Annotated in this window: 21 protein-coding genes; 10 read left to right on the forward strand and 11 right to left on the reverse strand. The window is 71.1% G+C overall.

Going from position 1 to position 22,241, the window contains the following annotated elements; all coding sequences use genetic code 11:
- Nucleotides 1-7: 7 nt before the first annotated feature.
- The 8 genes from galK to clpB all read right to left on the reverse strand — a co-directional run bounded on the left by galK (nucleotide 8) and on the right by clpB (nucleotide 8,712).
- A complete protein-coding gene (galK, locus tag LZP97_RS14555) occupies nucleotides 8-1,144 on the reverse strand; it encodes a galactokinase (protein WP_048772106.1) in 1,137 nt (378 codons plus the stop codon).
- The gene (galT, locus tag LZP97_RS14560) at nucleotides 1,141-2,247 is read right to left on the reverse strand and encodes a galactose-1-phosphate uridylyltransferase (RefSeq protein ID WP_017680743.1); all 1,107 of its coding nucleotides are present in this window, start codon (nucleotides 2,245-2,247) and stop codon (nucleotides 1,141-1,143) included. The genes galK and galT overlap by 4 nt, the downstream gene beginning before the upstream one ends.
- Nucleotides 2,248-2,255: 8 nt before the next feature.
- The gene (pyrE, locus tag LZP97_RS14565; protein WP_048772104.1) at nucleotides 2,256-2,795 is read right to left on the reverse strand and encodes an orotate phosphoribosyltransferase; all 540 of its coding nucleotides are present in this window, start codon (nucleotides 2,793-2,795) and stop codon (nucleotides 2,256-2,258) included.
- A 77-nt stretch (nucleotides 2,796-2,872) separates the two neighbouring features.
- Nucleotides 2,873-3,454, reverse strand: coding sequence for a LemA family protein (locus LZP97_RS14570; RefSeq protein ID WP_326491669.1), 582 nt, complete (start codon nucleotides 3,452-3,454; stop codon nucleotides 2,873-2,875).
- Between the two features lie 134 nt (nucleotides 3,455-3,588).
- A complete protein-coding gene (locus LZP97_RS14575) occupies nucleotides 3,589-4,377 on the reverse strand; it encodes an SDR family NAD(P)-dependent oxidoreductase (RefSeq protein WP_010593231.1) in 789 nt (262 codons plus the stop codon).
- A gap of 46 nt (nucleotides 4,378-4,423) precedes the next feature.
- The gene (locus LZP97_RS14580) at nucleotides 4,424-5,083 is read right to left on the reverse strand and encodes a hypothetical protein (RefSeq protein ID WP_017680746.1); all 660 of its coding nucleotides are present in this window, start codon (nucleotides 5,081-5,083) and stop codon (nucleotides 4,424-4,426) included.
- Between the two features lie 30 nt (nucleotides 5,084-5,113).
- The gene (locus tag LZP97_RS14585; RefSeq protein WP_048772100.1) at nucleotides 5,114-6,082 is read right to left on the reverse strand and encodes a DUF5666 domain-containing protein; all 969 of its coding nucleotides are present in this window, start codon (nucleotides 6,080-6,082) and stop codon (nucleotides 5,114-5,116) included.
- 74 nt (nucleotides 6,083-6,156) lie between these two features.
- Nucleotides 6,157-8,712, reverse strand: coding sequence for an ATP-dependent chaperone ClpB (clpB, locus tag LZP97_RS14590; RefSeq protein WP_010593235.1), 2,556 nt, complete (start codon nucleotides 8,710-8,712; stop codon nucleotides 6,157-6,159).
- Between the two features lie 241 nt (nucleotides 8,713-8,953).
- Here clpB and LZP97_RS14595 point away from each other — a divergent pair, with 241 nt between their 5' ends.
- Both LZP97_RS14595 and LZP97_RS14600 read left to right on the forward strand, forming a co-directional pair.
- Entirely contained in the window at nucleotides 8,954-10,114 is a 1,161-nt protein-coding gene (locus tag LZP97_RS14595) for an FAD-binding oxidoreductase (protein WP_010593236.1), read from the forward strand.
- Nucleotides 10,115-10,267: 153 nt separating this feature from the next.
- Nucleotides 10,268-11,314 (forward strand): type IV toxin-antitoxin system AbiEi family antitoxin domain-containing protein, encoded by a 1,047-nt coding sequence (locus LZP97_RS14600; RefSeq protein WP_017680748.1) that lies wholly within the window; start codon nucleotides 10,268-10,270, stop codon nucleotides 11,312-11,314.
- Between the two features lie 32 nt (nucleotides 11,315-11,346).
- On the opposite strand, the gene LZP97_RS14605 is transcribed toward LZP97_RS14600, so the two are convergent.
- Nucleotides 11,347-12,900, reverse strand: a complete 1,554-nt coding sequence (locus LZP97_RS14605; protein ID WP_234574705.1) for an AMP-binding protein — start codon at nucleotides 12,898-12,900, stop codon at nucleotides 11,347-11,349.
- Between the two features lie 174 nt (nucleotides 12,901-13,074).
- Here LZP97_RS14605 and LZP97_RS14610 point away from each other — a divergent pair, with 174 nt between their 5' ends.
- Nucleotides 13,075-13,857, forward strand: a complete 783-nt coding sequence (locus LZP97_RS14610; RefSeq protein ID WP_017680750.1) for an FAD-binding oxidoreductase — start codon at nucleotides 13,075-13,077, stop codon at nucleotides 13,855-13,857.
- Nucleotide 13,858: 1 nt separating this feature from the next.
- Here LZP97_RS14610 and LZP97_RS14615 read toward each other — a convergent pair whose 3' ends face one another.
- The gene (locus LZP97_RS14615; protein WP_017680751.1) at nucleotides 13,859-15,553 is read right to left on the reverse strand and encodes a 3-ketosteroid-delta-1-dehydrogenase; all 1,695 of its coding nucleotides are present in this window, start codon (nucleotides 15,551-15,553) and stop codon (nucleotides 13,859-13,861) included.
- Nucleotides 15,554-15,797: 244 nt separating this feature from the next.
- Between LZP97_RS14615 and LZP97_RS14620 the strand changes: the two genes are divergently transcribed.
- The 4 genes from LZP97_RS14620 to LZP97_RS14635 all read left to right on the forward strand — a co-directional run bounded on the left by LZP97_RS14620 (nucleotide 15,798) and on the right by LZP97_RS14635 (nucleotide 20,017).
- Nucleotides 15,798-16,964 (forward strand): Rieske 2Fe-2S domain-containing protein, encoded by a 1,167-nt coding sequence (locus tag LZP97_RS14620; RefSeq protein ID WP_048772094.1) that lies wholly within the window; start codon nucleotides 15,798-15,800, stop codon nucleotides 16,962-16,964.
- 29 nt (nucleotides 16,965-16,993) lie between these two features.
- The gene (locus LZP97_RS14625) at nucleotides 16,994-18,175 is read left to right on the forward strand and encodes a hydroxylase (RefSeq protein WP_017680753.1); all 1,182 of its coding nucleotides are present in this window, start codon (nucleotides 16,994-16,996) and stop codon (nucleotides 18,173-18,175) included.
- 27 nt (nucleotides 18,176-18,202) lie between these two features.
- On the forward strand, nucleotides 18,203-19,111 hold the full coding sequence (gene bphC, locus LZP97_RS14630) for a biphenyl-2,3-diol 1,2-dioxygenase (protein WP_010593244.1): 909 nt from the start codon (nucleotides 18,203-18,205) through the stop codon (nucleotides 19,109-19,111).
- Nucleotides 19,112-19,291: 180 nt separating this feature from the next.
- Entirely contained in the window at nucleotides 19,292-20,017 is a 726-nt protein-coding gene (locus tag LZP97_RS14635) for an IclR family transcriptional regulator (RefSeq protein WP_010593245.1), read from the forward strand.
- A 37-nt stretch (nucleotides 20,018-20,054) separates the two neighbouring features.
- Here LZP97_RS14635 and LZP97_RS14640 read toward each other — a convergent pair whose 3' ends face one another.
- On the reverse strand, nucleotides 20,055-20,699 hold the full coding sequence (locus LZP97_RS14640) for a PadR family transcriptional regulator (RefSeq protein ID WP_010593246.1): 645 nt from the start codon (nucleotides 20,697-20,699) through the stop codon (nucleotides 20,055-20,057).
- Between the two features lie 240 nt (nucleotides 20,700-20,939).
- Between LZP97_RS14640 and LZP97_RS14645 the strand changes: the two genes are divergently transcribed.
- From LZP97_RS14645 to LZP97_RS14655, 3 genes are all read left to right on the forward strand, one after another.
- Nucleotides 20,940-21,323, forward strand: coding sequence for a nuclear transport factor 2 family protein (locus LZP97_RS14645; protein WP_048772092.1), 384 nt, complete (start codon nucleotides 20,940-20,942; stop codon nucleotides 21,321-21,323).
- Between the two features lie 11 nt (nucleotides 21,324-21,334).
- Nucleotides 21,335-21,583 (forward strand): hypothetical protein, encoded by a 249-nt coding sequence (locus tag LZP97_RS14650; protein ID WP_010593248.1) that lies wholly within the window; start codon nucleotides 21,335-21,337, stop codon nucleotides 21,581-21,583.
- Nucleotides 21,584-21,701: 118 nt separating this feature from the next.
- Nucleotides 21,702-22,241 (forward strand): flavin reductase family protein, encoded by a 540-nt coding sequence (locus tag LZP97_RS14655; RefSeq protein WP_010593249.1) that lies wholly within the window; start codon nucleotides 21,702-21,704, stop codon nucleotides 22,239-22,241.

Consider the following 22,241-nt stretch of genomic DNA (forward strand, 5'->3'; position numbering starts at 1 on the left):
GCTTTCCTCAGGCGCAGCGGCGGGCGCCCGCCGACGCCGTCGCCCGCAGGAACTTCGGGCGCGGCAGGTCCCGCTCGCGGGCGGCCACCGTGACGGCCTCCGCCACCGCGTCGACGTCCGTCGCCCGGCACAATGCGATCGCCGAGCCGCCGAATCCGCCACCCACCATCCGCGCACCCAGCGCACCGGCGGCGCGCGCGGCGTCGACGGCGGTGTCGAGTTCGACGGAGCTGACCTCGAAGTCGTCGCGCAGCGACCGATGGGCGGCGTCGAGCAGCGGTCCGAGCCGTCGCGGGGCGTCGTCGCGCAGGGCCGCGACGGCGGCGCGGACCCGGGCGATCTCCGTGACGACGTGCCCGGCCCGGCGCCGCAGCACCGGGTCGGTCAGCGCGCCGAGCGCGGCGACGGTGCCGACGTCGCGCAGGCTCCCGAGCCGGCACGTGGCCTCCTCGACGTCGCGCCGCCGCTGCCCGTACTGCCCGTCGACGAGGCGGTGCGGGGCGTCGGTGTCGACGACGAGCAGTGCCAGGCCGTGCGATTCGAGGTCGATCGGGAGGTGCTCGACCTCGCCCGTCGCACAGTCCAGCAGGAGGGCGTGCCCAGCCCGGCCGCGCAGCGCGATCTGCTGATCCATCCCGCCGGTGGGGGCGCCGACGTAGTCGTTCTCGGCCCGCGTGCAGGCGGCGGCGAGGACGGCCCGGCCCGGATCGTCGACCGGCAGCCCGGACAGCTCGGCCAGGGCGAGAGCCACGGCCGCCTCGAGCGCGGCCGAACTCGACAGGCCCGCGCCGACCGGCACGTCGGAGGCGATCGCGATGTCGGCGCCCGCGAATCCCGGCGGGTCGAGCGCGCCGATCACCCCGACGACGTAGGCGGCCCAGCCGCCGGTGTGTCCTTTGGGCTGCCCCAGCCGCCCAAAGGACACACCGGCGAAGCCCTCGCTCACCAGCCGGACCGCGCCGTCGTCGCGTCGCCGGACCGCGGCGGCCGTGACCTGCGGCAGCGCCAGCGGCAGGCACAGCCCGCCCGCGTAGTCGACGTGCTCACCGATCAGGTTGACCCGGCCCGGCGCGCACCACACCCCCTCCGGGGCCCCCCCGAACGCCTCGGCGAACCCGGCTGCGGCGGCCGCGGCCACGCTCATCCGGCGAGTTCCCGCAGCCGCACCGCGATGCGTTCGGGGGAGGTGTCGCTGATCCATACGCCCATCGCGGACTCCGATCCGGCCAGGTACTTGAGCTTGTCGGCAGCGCGTCGCAGCGAGAAGATCTGGCAGAACAGACGACCGTACGGTCGCTCGTCGCCGACCGGCGCCTGGTGCCAGGCCGCGATGTACGGGACGCGCTCCACGCCGTCGAAGAACAGGTCGACGCGACGGAGCAACTCCCGGTAGAGCACCGCCAGTTCGTCGCGCTCGGCGTCGTCGAGGGCGACGAGGTCCGGCACGTCGCGATGCGGGGCGAGGTGCACCTCGACGGGCCAGCGCGCCGCCGCCGGTACATAGGCGGTCCACCGTCGTCCGGCCCACACGACGCGGGTGCCCGCCCGGCGTTCCGCGTCGAGCACGTCGCGTTGCAGCAGCCGGCCCGTCGCCGCGTGGTGCGCGCGGGCGCGCTGCAGCAGCACCTGCGAGCGTGGCGGCAGGAACGGGTAGGCGTAGATCTGACCGTGCGGATGTTGCAGTGTCACACCGATTTCCGCGCCGCGGTTCTCGAAGCAGAACACCTGCCGCACGTCGGGGGCGGCCGAGTGCTCGGCGGTGCGGTCGGCCAGTGCGTCGAACACCGTGCGGACCCGTTCGACGCTCAGGTCGGCGAAGCGGGCGTCGTGGTCGGCGGTGAACGCGACCACCTCACAGCGTCCCGTCGCGGGCCGTCGCGGCCACAGCGGGTCGCCGTCCACCGGACCGGCGTCGGCGCCACCGGATCCGAGGGCCGGGAAACGGTTCTCGAACACCACCACGTCGTAGTCGTCGGCGGGGATCTCGGTGGCGGCCCGGCCCGGCCGGGTGGGGCACAGCGGGCAGTCGGCGGGGTCCGGCAGGAAGGTGCGGTCCATGCGGTGCGACGCGGAGACCACCCACTCCCCCGTCAGCGGGTCGAAGCGCAGTTCGGAGACCGCCCCGGCCGGCGGCAGCCGCCGGGTGTCGTGCCGTTCCCGCACTGCTCCGCCTCCGGCGTACGGCTCGGTGTCGTCGAAGTAGAACAGCTCCCGGCCGTCCGCGAGGCGGGCCGCGGTCCGTCGCACCCGGACTCCTAGGCGTCCTGCAGTCCCAGGTCCTGCAGGCCCAGCAGGTAGCGGTACTCCACGCCCTCCGCGGCGATCACCTCGCCGGCGCCGGTGGCCCGGTCGACGACGGTGGCGACGCCCACGACGGTCGCGCCGGCGTCGCGCAGGGCCTTGACGGCGGTGAGCGGAGAGTTGCCCGTCGTGGTCGTGTCCTCGACCACCAGGACCCGCTTGCCGAGCACGTCGGGGCCCTCGATCTGCCGCTGCATGCCGTGCGCCTTGGCGGCCTTGCGGACGACGAACGCGTCGATCGGACGGCCCGGTGCGTGCATGACCGCGAGCGCGACCGGGTCGGCACCCATGGTGAGTCCGCCGACGGCGTCGAAGTCCCAGTCGGCGACCAGTTCCCGGATGAGCTTGCCGATCAGGGGCCCGGCCCGGTGGTGCAGGGTGGCGCGGCGAAGATCCACGTAGTAGTCGGCCTCCTTGCCGGACGACAAGGTCACCTTGCCGTGCACCACCGCCAGTTCTCGAACCAGCGCAGCCAACTCCTCGCGATCGGTCATCGCAACCCCTTACCGTTACTCGTTCCACGCCGCGCCCGTGGGCGCCGGCGACGACGAGCCTAGCCGGGGGCCGGCGGTCAGGCGGCGACGGTGTCCGATCCGCCGGTCGGCGCGTCTGCGGAGGGGGCGGCCGGCTCCGGCGCGACCGGCACCGGCGGGACGACGGCGGCGGGGGCGAGCGGGGCGACGACCTCGAACAGCGGGACGGGTCCGACCGCGGCGATGCGCGCGAACACCGAGGTCGGGAAGGTGGTGGCGGCCGTGTTGATGGTGCGGCCGAGATCGTTGTGGACGCGGGCGGCCCCGGCGATGCGCTGCTCGCGTGTCCGCAACTCGCGGGCGACACGGATGAACGGCCAGTGGTTGACGCCGTCGAGGACGCCGATCAGCTCGTGCAGGGCCGCCGACAGGGTGTTCTCGGCCGCGGCCCGCTCCCCCAGCGGCAGCCGCTGGTCGCGCATGGCGATCGCCAGGGATCGCGCCCCGACGACGGGGCTGAGCCGGCTGCGATCCACACCCGCACCGGCGGACGCCGCGATGAGTGCGGGTACCTGATCGTAGCGGTCGTCGAGTTCGTTGGTCAGCAAGCGCAGGCTGTCGCGGTGGCGCATCTTCAGCACCCGGAGGCGGCGGACGGCGGCACGCGTCCACAGCAACACGATCACCACGACCGCAACGACAATCACAAGGGCCACAGACGTCACAGGGCGGAATCTACCGCGCAGCCGAGGCGACACCCGGAGCGCGACGCGCCGTGTCGTGGCGCCGTGTCCGGACCGTTATCCGGTGCGGCCTACGTCCGGTCCCGGCCCCGGCCGACCAGGTTGGTCGCCCGGCGCACCAGGTTCTTCGGGACGAGCCGGCCCACCGTCGTGAGCACCTTGTACTGCAGGCCGGGGATGCTGATCACCTTGCCCGCCTCGAGGTCGGCGAGGGAGGTGCGCACCACGGTGTCCACGTCGAGCCACATCAGTTCCGGAATCGAGCTCATCTCGATCCCGGCCCGCTCGTGGAACTCGGTGTGCACGAAGCCGGGGCACAGTGCCTGCACCTTCACCCCGGTGCCGGCGAGGCCGCCGGACAGTCCCTCGGTGAACGAGACGACGTAGGCCTTGCTGGCCGAGTACGTCGACCCCCGCCCGGAGAGCAGACCGGCGACGCTGGCGACGTTGACGATGCTGCCTTTGCCGGCGGCGATCATCGGCGGCAGCGCGGCCCGGGTCAGCTGCATCACGGCGGTGACGTTGACGTCGAGCTGAGCCTGCAGCACGGCCGGGTCGGCCGTCCAGAACTCGCCGGACGTGCCGAAGCCGGCATTGTTGACGAGCATCTCCACGCCCTCGGCGAGGCGGCGGGCGACGGCCGCGCGGCCGTCCTCGGTGGCCAGGTCGGCGGCGAGGATCGCGGAGGTGGTGCCGAAACGGGAAGCCAGTTCGTCGGCAAGGGACCGCAGGCTCTCCTCACGGCGAGCGACGAGCACGAGGTCGTACCCCTTGCCGGCGAGCGCGCGCGCGAAGCCTGCGCCGATGCCCGAAGTGGGTCCGGTGACCAGGGCGACGGGCCGGGTGGCAGCGGAAGTCATGGGGTAAAGCTAGCGCAGCGCGCCGGCCGCGTCGGGTGACGCGGGCTCAGCGCCGCGCGGAGGGCCGGCCGGGATCGTGCGCGACCCGGTCGAGTTCCTGCGGCTCCACGATCGGCGGCAGCACGTGCAGGATTCCGGAGAGGCGGGCGACGGTCTCGATGGCCGCGTCCCATTCGCGGCCGGTGCTGCCCACCGGGATCGAGCCGAGGGTCCATTCGCCCTCGCTCCACAGCATCTGCACGTGCGGGGGGATCGACTCCGTGTACGCGACCATGCGCTGGTCACAGATGCGGCGGGCGATCTCGAGGTCGGTGGCGAACACGATGCGCGGCCCGATGGCGCCGAGCAGGTTCATGTCCGGGTCCTTCGGCGGCGGCGTCGACTTCAGGCGCAGGTCGATGTCGACGTCGGAGCCGACCTTGCGGCGCACCGCGACGATCGTCGCGGTCTCCTCGATGTCGAAGAGGATGAATTCCTCGCCGCGGCGGATGCCGTGGACGACGTCCACCGCGCCGAGATACTCCTGCTTGGCGAGGGCCGCCCGGTGCCAGTGCCCGGGCAGGGAGTCGTCGGCGGCGCTGTACTTGTAGCCCTGGGCGCGCGCCCAGATCTCACGCACGCGACCGGACTGCTCACGCCGCGTGCGGTCGACGTAGAGCAACGCCAACGCACCCGCGAGTGCGATCGCCGCCAGTCCGAACCACATCACCGTCATCGAGCGCCAGCCTATCGCGTTCTAGTTGCCCGGACCGCCGAAGGACGGCAGGGACGCGCTGACCACCGTGTCGGCGATCATCTCCCCGTTCCGCAGCGGCGAGCCCTGCGCGACGACCGAGTCGCCGACCCGCAGCGACGACGGATCGGAGCCCGCGAGCGACATGATCTGCGTCTCGGGGGTGAGCCGCACCGTGACGATCGAGCCGCCCATGCCGCTGAGCGTGAGGGACGTGCCGTCGTTGGCGGTGATCGTGCCGACGACGGTGCCGGCGGAGCCGATGACGTCGCCGAGCCCGCCGGGCAGCTGCTCGAACGGCAGGCCGGGCGCGGCCGGATCGGTGGTGGGCGCGGGCGTCGTGGGCGCGGGCCGGGGCACCGTGGTCGTGGTGGTCGGGGCCGCGGCGCTGCGCTGCTGCGGATCGTCGCCGCTGCCGCCGCTGAGCAGGTAGCCGCCGAGGCCGGCCAGCACGATCAATGCCGCCGCGGCGAGCAGGATCAGACCCCAGCGGCGACGTCGGGGCGGCTGCGCGTCGAGCGGCGGGTACTCACCGGTGTGCGGCGGGGTCGGTGGCGCCGACCCGTACTCCTGGCCGTAGGGGTACTGCTGCGCCCCTGTGTACTGCTGAGTGGGGGCGTACTGCTGCGTGGGGGCGTACTGCTGGGTCGGGGCGTACTGCTGGGTCGGGGCGTACTGCTGGGTCGGGGCGTACTGCTGGGTCGGGGCGTACTGGGGTTGCGGACCGTAGGGGCCGGGCTGCTCGAACGCCTGGGTCGGGTTCGGGGGCGCCGCCGTCGGATCGAACCGCGGGTCGTACGACGGGTAGACCAACGTGGGGTCGACGGGCCGGCCGTACGCCTCGGTCGGGTCGGCGGTGTGCAGTACCCGGGTGTCGTCGGCGTCCGGGCCGGCGCCCGTGTCGTCGTCGCGCCCCTCGTCGAGCGAGTAGGCGCGCTCCTGGGGGGTGCGCGGATCGTGCGGGTCAGTCATGGTCCCTCCAGGGTAGGCGCCACGCGCCGGTGCGTCCTTTGGCTGCTGGAGCCGCCCAAAGGACGCACCGGGCGCTACGCGCCCAACACGAGGTGGTCGCCGTCGTCGCTGACGCCCACCGAGACGGTGTCACCGTCCTTGATGTCCCCGGCCAGCAGCTTCTTGGCGAGCTGGTCGCCGATCGACTGCTGGATGAGCCGGCGCAGCGGACGCGCACCGTACTGCGGGTCGTAGCCCCGCACAGCGAGCCAGAACCGGGCCGAGCTCGACACGTCGAGCGTGAGCCGGCGGGCCGCCAGGCGCCCGGCCAGCTGCTCGAGCTGGATGTCGACGATCTGCTCGAGCTGGTCCTCCGTGAGCGAGTGGAAGACCACCACGTCGTCGAGCCGGTTGATGAACTCCGGCTTGAACGCCGCGCGCACCGCCGCCATGATGTGCTCCCGGTCGCCACCCGCACCCAGGTTCGAGGTGAGGATGAGGATGGTGTTGCGGAAGTCGACGGTACGGCCCTGCCCGTCGGTGAGCCGGCCGTCGTCGAGCACCTGCAGCAGCGTGTCGAACACGTCCGGGTGTGCCTTCTCGACCTCGTCGAACAGCACCACCGAGTAGGGGCGGCGACGCACCGCCTCGGTGAGCTGACCACCCGACTCGTAGCCGACGTAGCCCGGAGGGGCACCGACGAGCCGTGCGACGGAGTGCTTCTCGCTGTACTCGGACATGTCGATCCGCACCATCGCGCGCTCGTCGTCGAACAGGAAGTCCGCGAGCGCCTTCGCCAGCTCGGTCTTGCCGACGCCGGTGGGGCCGAGGAACAGGAACGAGCCGGTGGGCCGGTTCGGGTCGGCGACGCCCGCCCGGGAGCGGCGCACCGCGTCCGACACGGCCTGGACGGCCTCGTCCTGGCCGACGACGCGCTTGCCGAGCTCGGACTCCATGCGCAGCAGCTTGGCGGTCTCGCCCTCCATCATGCGGCCGGCGGGGATGCCGGTCCACGCGGCGACGACGTCGGCGACGTCGTCCGGGCCGACCTCCTCCTTGAGCATGACGTCGCCGTCGGCGGCGGCTCCGGACGCGGCGGCGGCCTTCTCCAGTTCCTTCTCCAGCTGCGGGATGCGGCCGTAGCGCAGCTCCGCGGCCTTGCCGAGATCACCGTCGCGCTCGGCGCGTTCCTCCTCGCCGCGCAGCGCCTCGAGCTGCTCCTTGATGCCCCGCACCGAATCGATGGCGGTCTTCTCGTTCTGCCAGCGGGTGGTGAGCTGGTTCAGCTTCTCGCGTTCGTCGGCGAGTTCGGCGCGCAGCTTCTCGAGCCGCTCCTTGGAGGCCTCGTCGGTCTCCTTCTGCAGCGCCATCTCCTCGATCTCGAGGCGACGGACGATGCGCTCGACCGAGTCGATCTCCTCGGGACGCGAGTCGATCTCCATGCGCAGCCGGGACGCGGCCTCGTCGACGAGGTCGATGGCCTTGTCCGGCAGGAACCGGGACGTGATGTACCGGTCGGAGAGGGTGGCGGCGGCGACGAGCGCGGAGTCGGTGATGCGCACGCCGTGGTGCACCTCGTACCGCTCCTTGAGGCCGCGCAGGATGCCGACGGTGTCCTCGACGCTCGGCTCGCCGACGAGCACCTGCTGGAAACGGCGTTCGAGGGCGGCGTCCTTCTCGATGTACTTGCGGTACTCGTCGAGGGTGGTCGCGCCGACGAGGCGCAGCTCGCCGCGGGCGAGCATCGGCTTGATCATGTTGCCGGCGTCCATCGCCGATTCGCCGGTCGCGCCGGCACCGACGATGGTGTGCAGCTCGTCGATGAAGGTGATGACCTGGCCGGCCGATTCCTTGATCTCGTCGAGCACCGCCTTGAGGCGTTCCTCGAACTCGCCGCGGTACTTCGCGCCGGCCACCATCGAGCCCAGGTCGAGCGCGATGACGGTCTTGCCGCGCAGCGACTCGGGGACGTCGCCGGCGACGATGCGCTGCGCGAGACCCTCGACGATCGCGGTCTTGCCGACGCCGGGCTCGCCGATGAGCACGGGGTTGTTCTTGGTGCGCCGGCTCAGCACCTGCACGACGCGGCGGATCTCGTTGTCGCGGCCGATGACCGGGTCGAGCTTGCCCTCGCGGGCGCGGGCGGTGAGGTCGGTCGAGTACTTCTCGAGCGCCTGGTAGGTGCCCTCGGGGTCCGGGCTGGTCACGCGGGCGCTGCCGCGGACGGTGGTGAACGCGTCGCGCAGCGCGGCCGGGGTGGCGCCGTGCCCGACGAGGAGCTTGGCGACGTCGGAATCGCCGCCGGCCAGGCCGACGAGCACGTGCTCGGTCGAGACGTACTCGTCGTCGAGTTCGGTGGCGAGGTGCTGGGCGGCGGTCAGGGCGGCGACCGCTTCGCGGCCGAGTTGCGGCGTCTGGGTGGCGCCGGTGGCACGCGGCAGCCGCTCGACGAGCGTCTGCGCCTCCCGGTGCACGACGGTCGGATCCACGCCGACCGCCTTGAGGAGCGGCGCGGCGATGCCGTCGGTCTGGTCGAGCAGCGCGACGAGCAGGTGGGCCGGACGGATCTCCGGGTTGCCCGCAGCGGACGCGGACTGCATGGCGGCCGTCATCGCCGCCTGGGTCTTGGTGGTGGGATTGAACGAGTCCACTGCGAACCCCTTCCCTTCATTGAGCGAGCCGGTATCAATTCTGCACCCGCAAGCCTCCCGTCGCGGGCATTCGCAAGCTTCAACGGCCCCAAACTTGAGTTTGTTCCGCTCAACTTTATCCGGTTATGTGATGTGCGACACATTCCGGGCGGGCCGGGCCGCCCGCCGTCGATTGTGGCCGAAACACCGCCACGGGACTACAGTGGCGGCCGACCAGCAGAGACGGCGAGCAGGAGGGTGCGTGGAGGCCTTCGCCGTCGCCCGCGTCCAGCTCAGCTTCGCGTCGATCGTCGCGACCCCCGGCGGCGCCGAGCGCTTCGCCACCGCCTTCTACACCGCCCTGTGGAGCGACACCGTCGGGATCCGTGAGCTGTTCCCCGCGGGTATGGAGACGATGCGCCAGCGGTTCGCGACCGCGGTCGGCTGGGCCGTCAACCGCCTCGGCGACCCCGACGCCGTCACCGCATTCCTCACCCAGCTCGGGCGCGACCACCGCAAGTACGGGGTCCGGCCCGAGCACTTCCGGTCCGCGGGCCGGGCGCTGCACACCGCCGTGCGCGAGTGCACCCCGCCGATCCTGTGGACCGACGCCCTCGACCGCACCTGGGCCCGGGTGATCGACCTGCTCGTCGGGACCATGGCGGACGCGGTCGCCGACGACGAGCTGCCCGCCGCGTGGGGCGCCACCGTCGTCGGCCACGAGCGAGTCCTGCCCGACCTGGCGATCATCCGGCTCGAGACGGACTCGCCGATCCCGTACCACGCCGGGCAGTACATGAGCGTGCAGATCCCGCAGCGCCCGCACATGTGGCGGTACCTGTCGGCGGCGATTCCTCCGAATCCCTACGGGCAGATCGAGTTCCACGTCCGTCGCGTGTCCGGTGGCTGGGTCAGTCCCGCGCTCGTCGGCGAGACCGCCGTCGGCGACCGCTGGGTCATCGGACCCCCGCTCGGGGGACTGCACGTCGACCGGGACAGCGGCGAGGACGTGCTGATGATCGCCTCCGGCACGGGCCTCGCGCCGCTGCGGGCACAACTGATGGAAATGGGCATGCGGGGCGACAATCCGCGCGTGCACCTGTTCTTCGGCGGCAAGTATCCGTGCGACCTGTACGACCTGCAGACCCTGTGGCAGCTGGCCACCACCAATCCGTGGCTCACCGTCGTCCCGGTCGTCGAGGAGACCGAGAACCCGTGGTGGCACCCGGTTCCCGTCGAGGATCCACCACCGGGCCTGCACCGGCCCCTGCACGGCAAGCTCGGCAAGGTGGTGTCGCAGTTCGGCTCCTGGGCCGATCGGCAGATCCAGATCGCGGGCTCCCCGTCGATGATCCGCACCACCCTGTACGCGCTGTCCGCCGGCGGCACTCCCCGGCAGAACATCAGCTTCGACCCGCTGTAGGCGGCTGACGCCGCCGGTGCGCCCTTTGGGCTGCCCTGACCGCCCAAAGGGCACACCGCCGAGTTATCCCCAGCCGCCCGGTTTCTCCACAGATTGCGGCGATCGGCCGGGCTACCGGTTCCCGAGGAGCGTTCCCCGCCGAATCATGTCTGCATGCGGTTTCTCCCGGACGTCCCCGAACTCGATCGCATCGTCACGTTCCAGCACGGGATCGTCACCCGCGCCCAGCTCGAACACCACGGACGTACGTGGCCGTGGATCCGGCACCGTCTCGAGCGCGGGCGGTGGCAGCAGGTACTCCGAGGGGTGTACTCGGTGACGACCGGTCCGCTGTCCCGGCCCGCGGTGCTGGCCGCGGCCGTTGCGTTCTCCGGTGAGGCCGCCGTCCTCAGTCACTGCACGGCCGCCGAGGAATGGGGGATGCTGTCCCACGATCCACTCGAACCGGTCCATGTCACCGTGCCGGTGGGATCGTCGACGAGAGGACAGACCGCGACCTTCGCCACGGCGAAGCCGCGCGGCATTCGGCTGCCGCATCTCGGAGACATGCTTCATCCGGGCGTGATCGTCCACCGCAGCAGGGCCCACGCACACATCGGGGTGCCGACGATGCCCCCGCGCACCGGCCGCGCCGACACGGCGCTCGACCTGGCAACAGCCGCCCCCACCCCGCACGACGGCTACCTCCGGTTGATCCGGGTCGTCACCGACAGTCGCATTCCCCTGTCGGAGATCCGACGCCGGATGCAGGAGCGAACCCCGTACCGCTACCGGAAGGCGCTCGACGATGCGGTCCGGCTGCTCGCCGACGGCGTCCAGTCGATGCTCGAACTCCGCTACGCGACCGAGGTGGAGCAACGGCACGGTCTTCCCCCGGCGCATCGGCAGACCCCGACGGTCGTGGACGGGCGAACGCTGTACGAGGACTGCACCTACGACGTTCACGGCGCCGCGCTGACCGTCCGGCTCGACGGACGCAGGTTCCACTCGATGGCGGAGGTCGCCTTCCGGGACCGTCGCCGCGACAATGCCGCCGAGCTCGCCGGGCGCTCCCGCCTGGTGTACGGGTACGACGAGGTCAGCCGGGACCCGTGCGGTGTGGCCGCAGAGGTCGAAGCCGTCCTCACCCGTCTCGGGTGGCGACGCACCACCGACAACGGGTGCAGCTGCGCTGCCGGTGTGTCCTTTGGGTTGCCCTGACCGCCCAAAGGGCACACCGGCGGCGAAGCCGCCTACCGGTAGGAGGCGCGCAGGGTCTTCTTGTCCAGCTTGCCCAGCGGGGTGAGCGGCAGCGTGTCGAGGAAGTCCACCGACTTGGGAGCGTGGACCGAACCCTTTGCGGCACGGACTTTCTCGATCAGTTCCTCGGGGGAGACGGACTGGCCCTCCCGCAGCACGACGCACGCCTTGACGGCCTCGCCCCACTTGGCGTCGGGCACGCCGACGACCGCGACAGACGCGACGGCCGGGTGCGACGAGAGGACGTCCTCGATCTCGCGGGGAAAGACGTTGAAGCCGCCCGTGACGATCATGTCCTTCTTGCGGTCGACGATCGTCAGGAAGCCGTTCTTGTCGGCCCGCGCGACGTCACCGGTGTGCAACCAGCCGCCGCGCAGTGCCTCGGCCGTCTCGTCGGGCTTGTTCAGGTATCCCTTCATCACGAGCGGTCCGCGCACGCAGATCTCCCCCAGTTCGCCGCGGGGCACCTCGTTCAGGTCGTCGTCGAGCAGCCGCACGTCGAGCCACGGCACGGGCCGGCCGCACGTGGCCAGGCGCTCGGGGTCGTCGGCGAGGTGATCCTCTTTGCGCAGCACGGAGATCGTCATGCCGCATTCGCTCTGCCCGTAGAACTGGAAGAACACCGGGCCGAGCCGCTCGATGCCCTCGCGCAGCCGCGCCGGCGACATCGCCGACGCACCGTAGAACAGCGTCTCGAGGCTCGACAGGTCGCGGGTGTCGAAGTCGGGGTGGTCGAGCAGCAGGTAGATCATGGTCGGCACGAGCATCGTGGCGTTGATGCGGTGCTTCTCGATCGTCTCGAGCACCAGGCCGGGTTCGAAATACGGCAGCACGTAGAGGGATCCGCCGCGCAGCAGCGTGGGGACGAAGAAGGCGGCCCCGGCGTGCGAGAGGGGCGTGCAGATCAGGAAGCGCGGCTCGCGGGGCCATTCCCACTCGGCCATCTGGATCTGGGTGAGGGTCGCGCCCGAGCGGAACGACCCCATGACGCCCTTGGGCTTTCCGGTGGTGCCACCGGTGTAGACGACGGACGAGGTGTCCTCCGCCGCCACGGGCGCCGCGACGAGCCGCTGCGGCGTGAACTGTGCCGCGAGCGCGAGGATGTCGGTGCCGACCTGCGAGGGGCCGAGGGAGAAGACGTTCTTCAGCATCGGAACCTGTGCCTGCAGTTCGGCGGCGCGTTCCTCGAAGTGGTTCGGATCGAAGATCAGCGTCTCGATCGCGGCGTCGCCGACGATGTACAGGTGGTCCGGCAGCGAGCCCATGGGGTTGAGCGCGCTGTTGCGGCACCCGGCGACCATCGTCGCACCCATCGAGATGAGCACCTCGGGACGGTTCTTCGACAGCATCGCCACCGACGAGCCCTGCCCGACCCCCACCGACGCGAGCGCCTGGCCGAACCGGCTGATCTCGTCACGCATCTCCCCGCCGGTGAGCACCACGTCGCCGAGGTACAGGGCCGGCTTGTCCGCGCTGCGTTCGAGGGCGGTGATGAGCAGGTCCGCGGTGAACACGGGGCGATGCAGGTCGGCGTACTCGTCGGTCATGGTCGTCCTTCCGGTCGATGGGGCGGCGTGGTGACGGCGCGACGTGGCAGGGATCACCCGCCGCCACCATAACCACACCGACGGCAAAATTGGAACATGTTTCATTCCGGGGATCGGCGCCGGACTCCCCTAGAGTGGGGCCACCCTTCACGCTCGAGCCCCGGGAGTCACACCATGCAGCCGGCCGGACAGTCCCTGCACGCCCGCGACACCACGGCGACCGTCGTCGAACACCACCGCCTGCGCCACGACGTCGCCGTGGTGCGTCTCGAAGCCGACACGATGGTGCCGTTCGCCCCCGGGCAGTACGTCGACGTGACGGTGCCGCAGCACCCGCGGTTGCCGCGCCGCCTCTCCCCCGCGCTGCCGCCGTCGCTCGACGGCAAGCTCGAATTCCACGTCCGCACCGTGCCGGGCGGCTGGGTCAGCGGCACGATCGTCGCCGGCACCCGCCCCGGCGACGTGTGGACGATCGGCGCGCCGCAGGGCGGCACCCTGCACGTCGACGACTCCGGCCGCATCGTGATCATGGTGGCCGGCGGCACCGGCCTGGCGCCGCTGCGCGCGCTGATCCTCGACGTCGCGCGCCGGCCGGACCCGCCGCAGACCTTCCTGTTCGTCGGCGGCCGCTCCCCGCGCGACCTGTACGCCGCCGACATGCTGATCCTGCTCGCCGAGGCGCTGCCGTGGCTGACGGTGGTGCCGGTCGTCGAGTCGGTCGAGGACCCGGAGTTCGGCGACGAGTGGTACGAACGCATCGTCGCCCACGTCGGCGACGCCGGGTTCCACCCCGACGACCTGCTCGAGGGCAGCCTCGACGAGGTGGTCACCTCCTACGGGGCGTTCGGCGACCACCAGGTGCTCGTGTGCGGGTCGGCGGCGATGGTCCGCGCGACCCTGCACGAGCTCACCGGGACCGGGACGCCGGCCGGGAACATCCGGTTCGACCCGTACTGACTCAGCGGGACTTCGCGGCGTCCTGTGCGGCGATGTAGCCGTACACCAGTCCCTGACCGATCGTCGCGCCCGCACCCGGGTACGTGTTGCCGAAGGCGTTGGCGGCGGTGTTGCCGATCGCGTACAGGCCGTCGACGACGCTGCCGTCCTCACGCAGCACCCGTGCCCGCTCGTCGGCCTTCACGCCGCCGCACGTGCCGAGGTCGCTCAGCGTCATCTTCACCGCGTAGAAGGGTCCGTCCGTCAGCGGGCGCAGGTTGGGATTGGGCTCGACGGTGGGGTCACCGTAGTACCGGTCGTAGGCGCTCGCACCGCGGCGGAAGTCGGCGTCCGTGCCGGCGGCCGCGGCATCGTTGAACCGGCGGAAGGTCTCGGTGAACGCCCCCTCCGGCAGGCCGGCCGCGCGGGCCAGCGCCGCCGGATCGTCCGCCCGGTGCGCGATGCCCGCCCGGATCCACGCCTCCGGGACGGGCTGCCGCGGGAAAAGCCCGCCGCCGAAGATGTAGCTGTTGCGGTAGCGCTGATCGAACACGATCCACATCGATTCGACCGGGTCGCCGGCGCGTTCCCGGTCGAGCACGAGCTGGCCGAACGACATGTAGTCGGTCGCCTCGTTGACGAACCGGCGGCCGGTGTGGTCGACGATGAAGGACCCGGGCAGTGCCCGCTCGGCGAGCATCACCATCGGCGGGCGCCCCTTCATGGCGGCGACGGCGGGGAACCACCACGCCTGGTCCATCAGGTCGGTCGCGGCACCCACGTCGAGCGCGGCGCGGATGCCGTCGCCCGTGTTGCCCTCGGCGCCGAGGCTCTCGTGCTCGCCGAGCCGCTCGGACTGGTACTTGTGCCGCAGCGCCATGTCGTGGTCGAAGCCGCCCGCCGCGAGGACGACACCGCGCCGCGCGGTCACGGTCACCTCCTGCCCGTCGCACGCGACGACGGCACCGGTGACCCGATCCCCCTCGGTGAGCAGCCGCACGAGCGTGGTCTCGGTCCACACCGGGATCCCGGCCCGGACCACGCCGGCGAAAAGGCCGGCCGCGAGCGCCTGGCCCCCGGCGACGTACTCCCGCTTGAGGGCGAGCCCGGCGACACCCTGCGCGAGGCGACGGAAGATGCGCGGGAACGCCTTCGACGGCTTCCGCGCCATGAGGTTCATCCACTTGTAGTCGGCGCCGGTCACCGGCATCGGCAGGCCGGCCTTCATCAGTCCCGGCCGCAACCGCTCGCGTTCGAGTCCGAGGACGGACACGTTGAAGGGCCGGCACTCGCACGTGCGGCCGACGGCGGACCCGCCGGGCAGCTCCGGATGGTAGTCGGAATAGCCCTTGGCCCAGAACAACCGCATGGGGGTGGTGCGCTGCAGCATCTCGACGGTGGCGGAGCCATGATCGAGGAAGGCCGCACCCCGCTCCGCCGGTGCGGACTCACCGACCACGGACCGGATGTAGGTGCCGGCCCGGTCGAGCGTGTCACCGGAGCCGGCCTTGCGCAGCACGGGATTCGCCGGCACCCAGAAGGCCCCGCCGGAGCGCGCCGTGGAGCCGCCGACGTACTCCGTCTTCTCCACGATCAGGGTGGACAACCCCAGCTCGTGCGCGGTGAGCGCGGCGGCCATGCCGGTGCCCGACCCGATCACGAGCAGGTCCACGGTGGTGTCGTGGGTGGGGCTCACCGGTACGGGATTGGTCGCCATCGATCTGCTCCTTCACGTCGTTGCCGCTGGGACGAAAGGTCGTCGACGCCGGACGGCGGTGCGGACCTCGGAGCGAGGCTAGGTCACGTCGGCACCGCCCACCGGGAGGTGTCCCGCCCACCGGGACGCCCCCGGACGAACGGTCCGCCCAGCGGGAGAACCCCTTCTGTGCCGCTCACGCCGCCGCCCAGCATGACCTCGATGCCTGTTTCGGGCGCAGCACTCACCCGCTTCGGAGGACACGATGACGCAGAGCGCACCCCCCACCACACCCCACGATGAAGTCCGCACCATCGAAGCCGACGCGGCACCGACCCGCTTCGCACGCGGCTGGCACTGCCTCGGACTGGCCCGCACCTACCGGGACGGCAAGCCCCACCAGGTCGACGCGTTCGGCACCAGCCTCGTCGTCTTCGCCGACAGCACAGGCGAACTGCAGGTCCTCGACGCCTACTGCCGGCACATGGGCGGCAATCTCGCGCAGGGCGAGATCAAGGGCGACTCGGTGGCGTGCCCGTTCCACGACTGGCGCTGGGGCGGCAACGGCAGGTGCACCGGCATTCCGTATGCGCGCCGCGTCCCCCCGCTCGCGCGGACGCGGTCGTGGACCACCCTGGAACGCAACCAGCAACTGTTCGTCTGGCACGACCCCGAAGGCAATCCGCCGCCGGCGGACGTCACCATCCCCGCGATCGAGGGCGCCGGCACCGACGAGTGGTCCGACTGGACGTGGAACTCGGTGCTCATCGAGGGCTCGCACTGCCGCGAGATCGTCGACAACGTCGTGGACATGGCGCACTTCTTCTACGTCCACTACAGCGTCCCGCGGTCGTTCGAGAACATCTTCGACGGTCACGTCGCCACACAGATCATGTCGTTCAACCAGCGCACCGACGTCGAGTTGGACATCGACTTCGGTGCGGACAACTTCTCGCGCTCCGCGGCGTCGTACCACGGCCCCTCCTACATGATCGACAAGCTGTGGACGGAGACCGGCGAGGCCACCATCGAGACGGTCCTCGTCAACTGCCACTACCCCGTCACGCCCACCTCGTTCGTGCTGCAGTACGGCGTGATCGTCAAGCGCCTGCCGGGCATGTCCGCCGAGGAGGCGAATGCGATGGCCGCCCACTTCGGCGGGGGCACCGAGAAGACGTTCGAGCAGGACATCGAGATCTGGAAGAACAAGGCCAAGATCGACAACCCGCTGCTGTGCGACGAGGACGGCCCGGTCTACCAGCTGCGCCGCTGGTACCAGCAGTTCTATGTCGACGTCGCCGACATCACCCCGGACATGACCAACCGCTACGAGTTCGCGATCGACACCACGAAGCCGGCCGCGCGGTGGGAGCAGCAGATCGCCGAGAATCTCGCGGCCCGTGCGGAATCCGCCCCCGAGCCGGTCGCCTGAGCGTCCGCCGTCAGAGTCGAGGAGACACCATGAGTTACGAAGTCCTCGAGCACATCGACGCGATGGCGGACGATCTGTTCGCCGAAGGTGTGGAAGCCGAGCGGCTCGGCCGCCTCGCGGACGAGACCGCCGAGAAGATGAAGGAGGCCGGCTCGATCCGCATGTTCCAGCCCCGGGAGTTCGGCGGCTTCGAGTCGCACCCGAGGGAATTCGCGGAGACCGTCATGCGCACGGCCGCGCTGAACCCCTCCGCGGGCTGGGTGCACGGCATCGTGGGAGTGCATCCGTGGCAGCTCGCCTACGCGGATCCTCGCGTGCAGCAGGAGATCTGGGGAGAGGATCCGGACACCTGGATGGCGTCGCCCTACATGCCGGGTGGCATCGTCACCCCCGTCGACGGCGGCTTCCGGTTCTCGGGTAGCTGGCAGTTCTCCTCCGGCACAGACCATTGCGACTGGGCCTTCCTCGGCGCGTTCGTCGGGAACCCGGACGGTTCGGTGGCCCAGCCCCCGAAGATGGCGCACGTCATCATCCCGCGGACCGACTACCGGATCGTCGAGGACTCGTGGGATGTGGTGGGCCTGCGGGGTACCGGGTCGAAGGACGTGGTGGTCGAGGACGCGTTCGTCCCCGAGTACCGCGTCATGTACTACGACGACCTGATCGACGGCAGCGCGGTGGCCCGCTACGGCCGCACCGAGACTCTCTACAAGCTGCCCTGGTCGACAGCCTTCCCGCTGGGCATCACCGCCGCCACGATCGGGATCTGCGAGGGACTGGTGCTGCACGCGGACGTCTACCAGGCCGACCGGATCAACGCGCAGGGCACCGCCGTCAAGGACGACCCCTACACGATGTACGTGTTCGGTGAGGCGGTCGCCGATCTGCGGGCCGCGCGCGACTCGCTGCTGTCGAACGTCGACCGGATCTGGGATCTCGTCGACTCGGGGCGGACCCCGACGTTCGAGCAGCGCGCCGCGAGCCGGCAGACCCAGGTCCAGGCGGCGTGGCGGGCGGTGAATGCGATCGACCGCATCTACCCGCGCTGCGGCGGGAACGCGCTGCGGATGGACAAGCCCCTGCAGCGGTTCTGGCGCGACGCCCACGCCGGCCTGCACCACGCGATCCACCAGCCGGGCACGGTGCTGCACGCCGCGACCCTCAGCCGCCTCGGCGCCGAACCGCAGGGCCCCCTGCGGGCGATGATCTGACCGATTCGACTCGAACTGGGAGACACAGTGTCCGACATCAAGGGTTTGGGCTACATCAGGATTCAGACGAACGACATGGACCGGTGGCGGACCTTCGCGTTCGACGTCCTCGGGTTCGCCGAGGGGTCGGGACCGGAACCCGACGCCCTGTACCTGCGCATGGACGAGCGCCCGGGCCGTGTCGTGGTCGTGCCGGGAGACAGCGACCGGGTGGTCGACGTGGCATGGGAGGTGCGCGACCACGCGGCCCTGACGCGGGTGCGGCGCGTCGTGGAGGCCGCCGGCGTCGCCGTGAAAGCCCTCTCGGTCGACGAGGCGGACGCCCGGCGCGTCGAGGAGGTGATCGCCTTCCAGGACCCCTCCGGCACCTCCGTCGAGGTGTTCCACGGCCCCGCCCTCGACCACAGTCCGGTGGTCACGCCGCACGGTGCCCGGTTCGTCACGGGCGCACAGGGTCTCGGGCACGTCGTACTTCCGGTCACCGATCCGGACGCCACGTTCGGGTTCTACACCGAGGTGCTCGGGTTCCTGCCCCGCGGCGCCTTCCGCCTGCCGGCTCCTCCCGAGGCCGGTCCGATGCGCATCCGGTTCCTCGGGGTGAACCAGCGGCACCACAGCCTTGCACTCATGCCCGTCCCCGCAGGCAAGGACCCCGGCCTGATCCACATCATGGTGGAGGTCGACACCCTCGACGCCGTCGGCCGGGCTCTCGACCGGGTGACGCGGGAGGGGTATTCCGTCTCGTCGACGCTGGGACGGCACACCAACGACAAGATGGTGTCCTTCTACGTCCGTGCCCCCGGCGGCTGGGACATCGAGTACGGCACCGACGGGACGGCGGTCGACGAGCGGTACTACACCGCGGAGGAGATCACCGCCGACAGCTACTGGGGTCACGACTGGTCCGGAAGCGAACCGCTCGGGGTGATGTCCTGATCGCCGCGACGGCCGGGTGATCCGTCACCCCCGGGACGTCGACCGCGGGGCCCCGCACGGTGACCGTGCGGGGCCCCGCCACGCCCGGATTGGTGACGCACTTCACAACGAGGCCGCGATGTGACACTATTTCGAATCGAAATAGCCAGCTCATCAGCCGCAAATGAGTGAGGAGCACCCGTGCCGACTCCCGCCGCCCCCGCCACCCCCAGTGCTGTCATCGACCGTGTGGGCCTCGTCCTCGACGCCTTCGACGAGACCGGGCGGCTGACGCTCGCCCAGATCGTCCGTCGCACCGGCCTCCCCCGCTCGTCGGCGCACCGCATCCTCGAGCGCCTGGTCGACCTGCGATGGTTGCGACGCGACGGCCGCGAGTACGCACTCGGGCTGCGGCTGATGGAACTCGGTTCCCTCGCCGTGCACCAGGACGGCCTGTGCGCCGCCGCGCGTCCCCACCTGCACGAGCTGCACCGAGCCACCGGACTCGTCGTCCACCTCGCAGTCCTCGACGGCACCGACGTCGTCTACCTCGACAAGCTCGGGGGACGTCTGGACAGCGCCGTCCCGACCCGCATCGGTGGGCGCCGGCCGGCACCGCATGCCGCCCTGGGCAAGGCGCTGCTCGCCTACGCCGGGGCCCAGGGCACCGAGTTCGAACGCATCCGGGAGACAGGGGTGGCCTACGAACGCGGACAGGCCGTGCCGGGGCTGGGGTGCATCGCCGTGCCCGTCGGTCCGGTCGGCGCGGCTCCCGCAGCGGTCTCCGTGTGCGGGCCGTTGCAGCACATGCCGTTCGATCACCGGCTCAGTGGGCGCGTCCGCTTGGCAGCGACCGCGACCTGGCGCGGATACGACCGGCAGCGCTTCCCCGCCACGTCCCGAAGCCCCCGGCTGCGCTCTGCGTGACCACCATCGGCGCCTGATCCCTATCGGCGCCCGACCCCTACCCGGCGGGTCCCGATCCGTCGTCGTCCTCGTCGTGGGCGCTCAGCATCTGTTCCACTGTGCGCCAGCCACCCCGCCGCCGCGGATGGGGAACACCGTTCTCGTCGATGTCGCTGCGCGCGAATCGCGCTGCCGCTTCGTCGATCTCGTCGAGCAGCTCCTCGAACAGACCGATCTCCGCACGAAAGTACCGCTCGGACCAGCGCAGGCTCAGCAACGGGAACGCCCAGCTCGGTTCCACGTCCGAATGGTCCGCGTAGTCCCGGACGCGCCCGAGGTTCTCCTCGAGGTTGGCGATGTGATCCCGCACGATCGACTTCAACTTCTCGGGTTCGTTGAGGTGACCCAGGTACATGCGCAACATCACCCCGTGCTTGAGCACCGGGGCCTCGACCGGGGCCTCCCGCGACCATGCCCGGACCGCCCCCACCCCGGTCGGCGTGATCGAGTAGACGCGCCGGCTGCGGGCCCCCGGCTCGGAGATCGATCGCGACCGCACGAAGCCCAGCTTCTCGAGCTTCTTCAGCTCCCCGTACACCTGGCTGACCGACGGACTCCAGTAGAAGAAGCTCAGGCTCCAATCCGCCCACTTCTTCACGTCGTTGCCCGTCATCTCCTCCCCCAGCGCCAGAACCCCCAGCACCGCCCAACTCGTCGCGGGTAGACCGGGATACGCGGCAGGAGCGGAATCGGACACCCCGCGAGCCTAACAACCCCACGACCCGCGACCACCTGCGCCGATCTCCCGCTCCGCGGGCTGCGCCGATGTCCCGCTCCGCGGGCTGCGCCGATGTCCCGCTCCGCGGGAGACGAGCCCCCACTGCGGCGGCCGCGCCGATAGCGTCCGGAAGAGCAGCCGCGAGAACCGACAGGAGCGTCCACGATGACCGACCTCGCCACCCGAACGGACCGCATCCGCGCCACCGTCACGGCCTACCTCTCCGCCGTCGCGAACGGCACCGCCGACGAGATCACCGCCCTCTACGCGCCCGACGCCACCGTCGAGGATCCCGCCGGCAGCAAACCGAAAGCGGGCCACGAGGCCATCCGGGCGTTCTACCGCGCGGTGGAGAACACGCGGAACGAAACGGAGCTGCTGACGCTCCGCATCACCGACGCCGGCGCCGCCTTCCACTTCCGGGTGGTCACGGAAACCGACGGGCAGCGCTACGAGATCGAACCCATCGATGTCATGACGTTCGACGAGAACGGCCTCATCACGAGCATGCGGGCCTTCTGGGCGCCGGCCGACATGCGACAGAACTGAGGAGGTCCGTCGTGCACCCCGTCACCTGCCGCACCTGCGGTAACCGCGTGCTCGCCGAGAAGTACAGTCCCGTCCACACGAGCATCCAGTGGCTCACCGACGCCGCCCGGTCGTGCGCGCGCTTCCGCGCCGACGCCGAGCACGGTCGTCCCGCCCTCCACAGCTGCGCCGATCTGCGCGAGACCGTCGACGAGCTCGCCGACCGCGGTGAACTGCCGATCACCGCTCGCAGCTGCCCCACGCCCGGCCGGCTCGACTGACCGCGTCGTCCGAACCCGACCGGTCACCGCCGTCGCGCTCCCGCCGACCGGGAGCGATTTGCATCGCACGCACCGGCATGACGGACACTGGACACAGACCTACCCGAGAGGAGCCTCGATGGCCGCGGAACACACGGTGCTCGATCCCCGGACCATGCGCGACGTGCTGGGCAACTTCTGCACCGGCGTCACCGTCGTGACCGGCCACGACGGCCGTGAACCGCTGGGATTCGCGTGCCAGTCGTTCGCGTCGGTGTCGCTGGATCCACCGCTCGTGTCGTTCTGCCCCGCCCGCACGTCGCAGACCTGGCCGAGGATCCGGGAGATCGGCACCCTCGCGATCAACGTCCTGGCCCACGACCAGCGCGATACGTGCATGGCGTTCGCCGTCAGCGGCGGCGACAAGTTCACCGGCGTGGACTGGACGCGCGGGGACAACGGCGCACCCGCGCTCACCGGCGCCCTGGCCCGCATCGAAGCGGTGGTCGAGGCCGAGCACGACGCCGGGGACCACACCATCGTCGTCGCCCGCGTCACCGGGCTCACCGCGCTGCACGACGACGGCCCGCTGCTGTTCTACCGCGGCGGCTTCGGGCGGTACACGACCGAGACGATCCTCGACGAGGAGACCGCCACCGACGTGAACCCGCTGCGGTGA

It is taken from the genome of Rhodococcus sp. DMF-1 (assembly GCF_021441945.1).
GTDB lineage: Bacteria > Actinomycetota > Actinomycetes > Mycobacteriales > Mycobacteriaceae > Rhodococcus > Rhodococcus ruber.

Coding starts and splice junctions, on each gene's coding strand:
- galK (WP_048772106.1), bottom strand. CDS start 1,144: ATGAGCGTGGCCGCGGCCGCCGCAGCCGGGTTCGCCGAGGCGTTCGGG.
- pyrE (WP_048772104.1), bottom strand. CDS start 2,795: ATGACCGATCGCGAGGAGTTGGCTGCGCTGGTTCGAGAACTGGCGGTG.
- LZP97_RS14575 (WP_010593231.1), bottom strand. CDS start 4,377: ATGACTTCCGCTGCCACCCGGCCCGTCGCCCTGGTCACCGGACCCACT.
- LZP97_RS14580 (WP_017680746.1), bottom strand. CDS start 5,083: ATGTGGTTCGGACTGGCGGCGATCGCACTCGCGGGTGCGTTGGCGTTG.
- LZP97_RS14585 (WP_048772100.1), bottom strand. CDS start 6,082: ATGACTGACCCGCACGATCCGCGCACCCCCCAGGAGCGCGCCTACTCG.
- LZP97_RS14600 (WP_017680748.1), top strand. CDS start 10,268: ATGCGGTTTCTCCCGGACGTCCCCGAACTCGATCGCATCGTCACGTTC.
- LZP97_RS14605 (WP_234574705.1), bottom strand. CDS start 12,900: ATGACCGACGAGTACGCCGACCTGCATCGCCCCGTGTTCACCGCGGAC.
- LZP97_RS14610 (WP_017680750.1), top strand. CDS start 13,075: ATGCAGCCGGCCGGACAGTCCCTGCACGCCCGCGACACCACGGCGACC.
- LZP97_RS14615 (WP_017680751.1), bottom strand. CDS start 15,553: ATGGCGACCAATCCCGTACCGGTGAGCCCCACCCACGACACCACCGTG.
- LZP97_RS14620 (WP_048772094.1), top strand. CDS start 15,798: ATGACGCAGAGCGCACCCCCCACCACACCCCACGATGAAGTCCGCACC.
- LZP97_RS14625 (WP_017680753.1), top strand. CDS start 16,994: ATGAGTTACGAAGTCCTCGAGCACATCGACGCGATGGCGGACGATCTG.
- LZP97_RS14645 (WP_048772092.1), top strand. CDS start 20,940: ATGACCGACCTCGCCACCCGAACGGACCGCATCCGCGCCACCGTCACG.
- LZP97_RS14655 (WP_010593249.1), top strand. CDS start 21,702: ATGGCCGCGGAACACACGGTGCTCGATCCCCGGACCATGCGCGACGTG.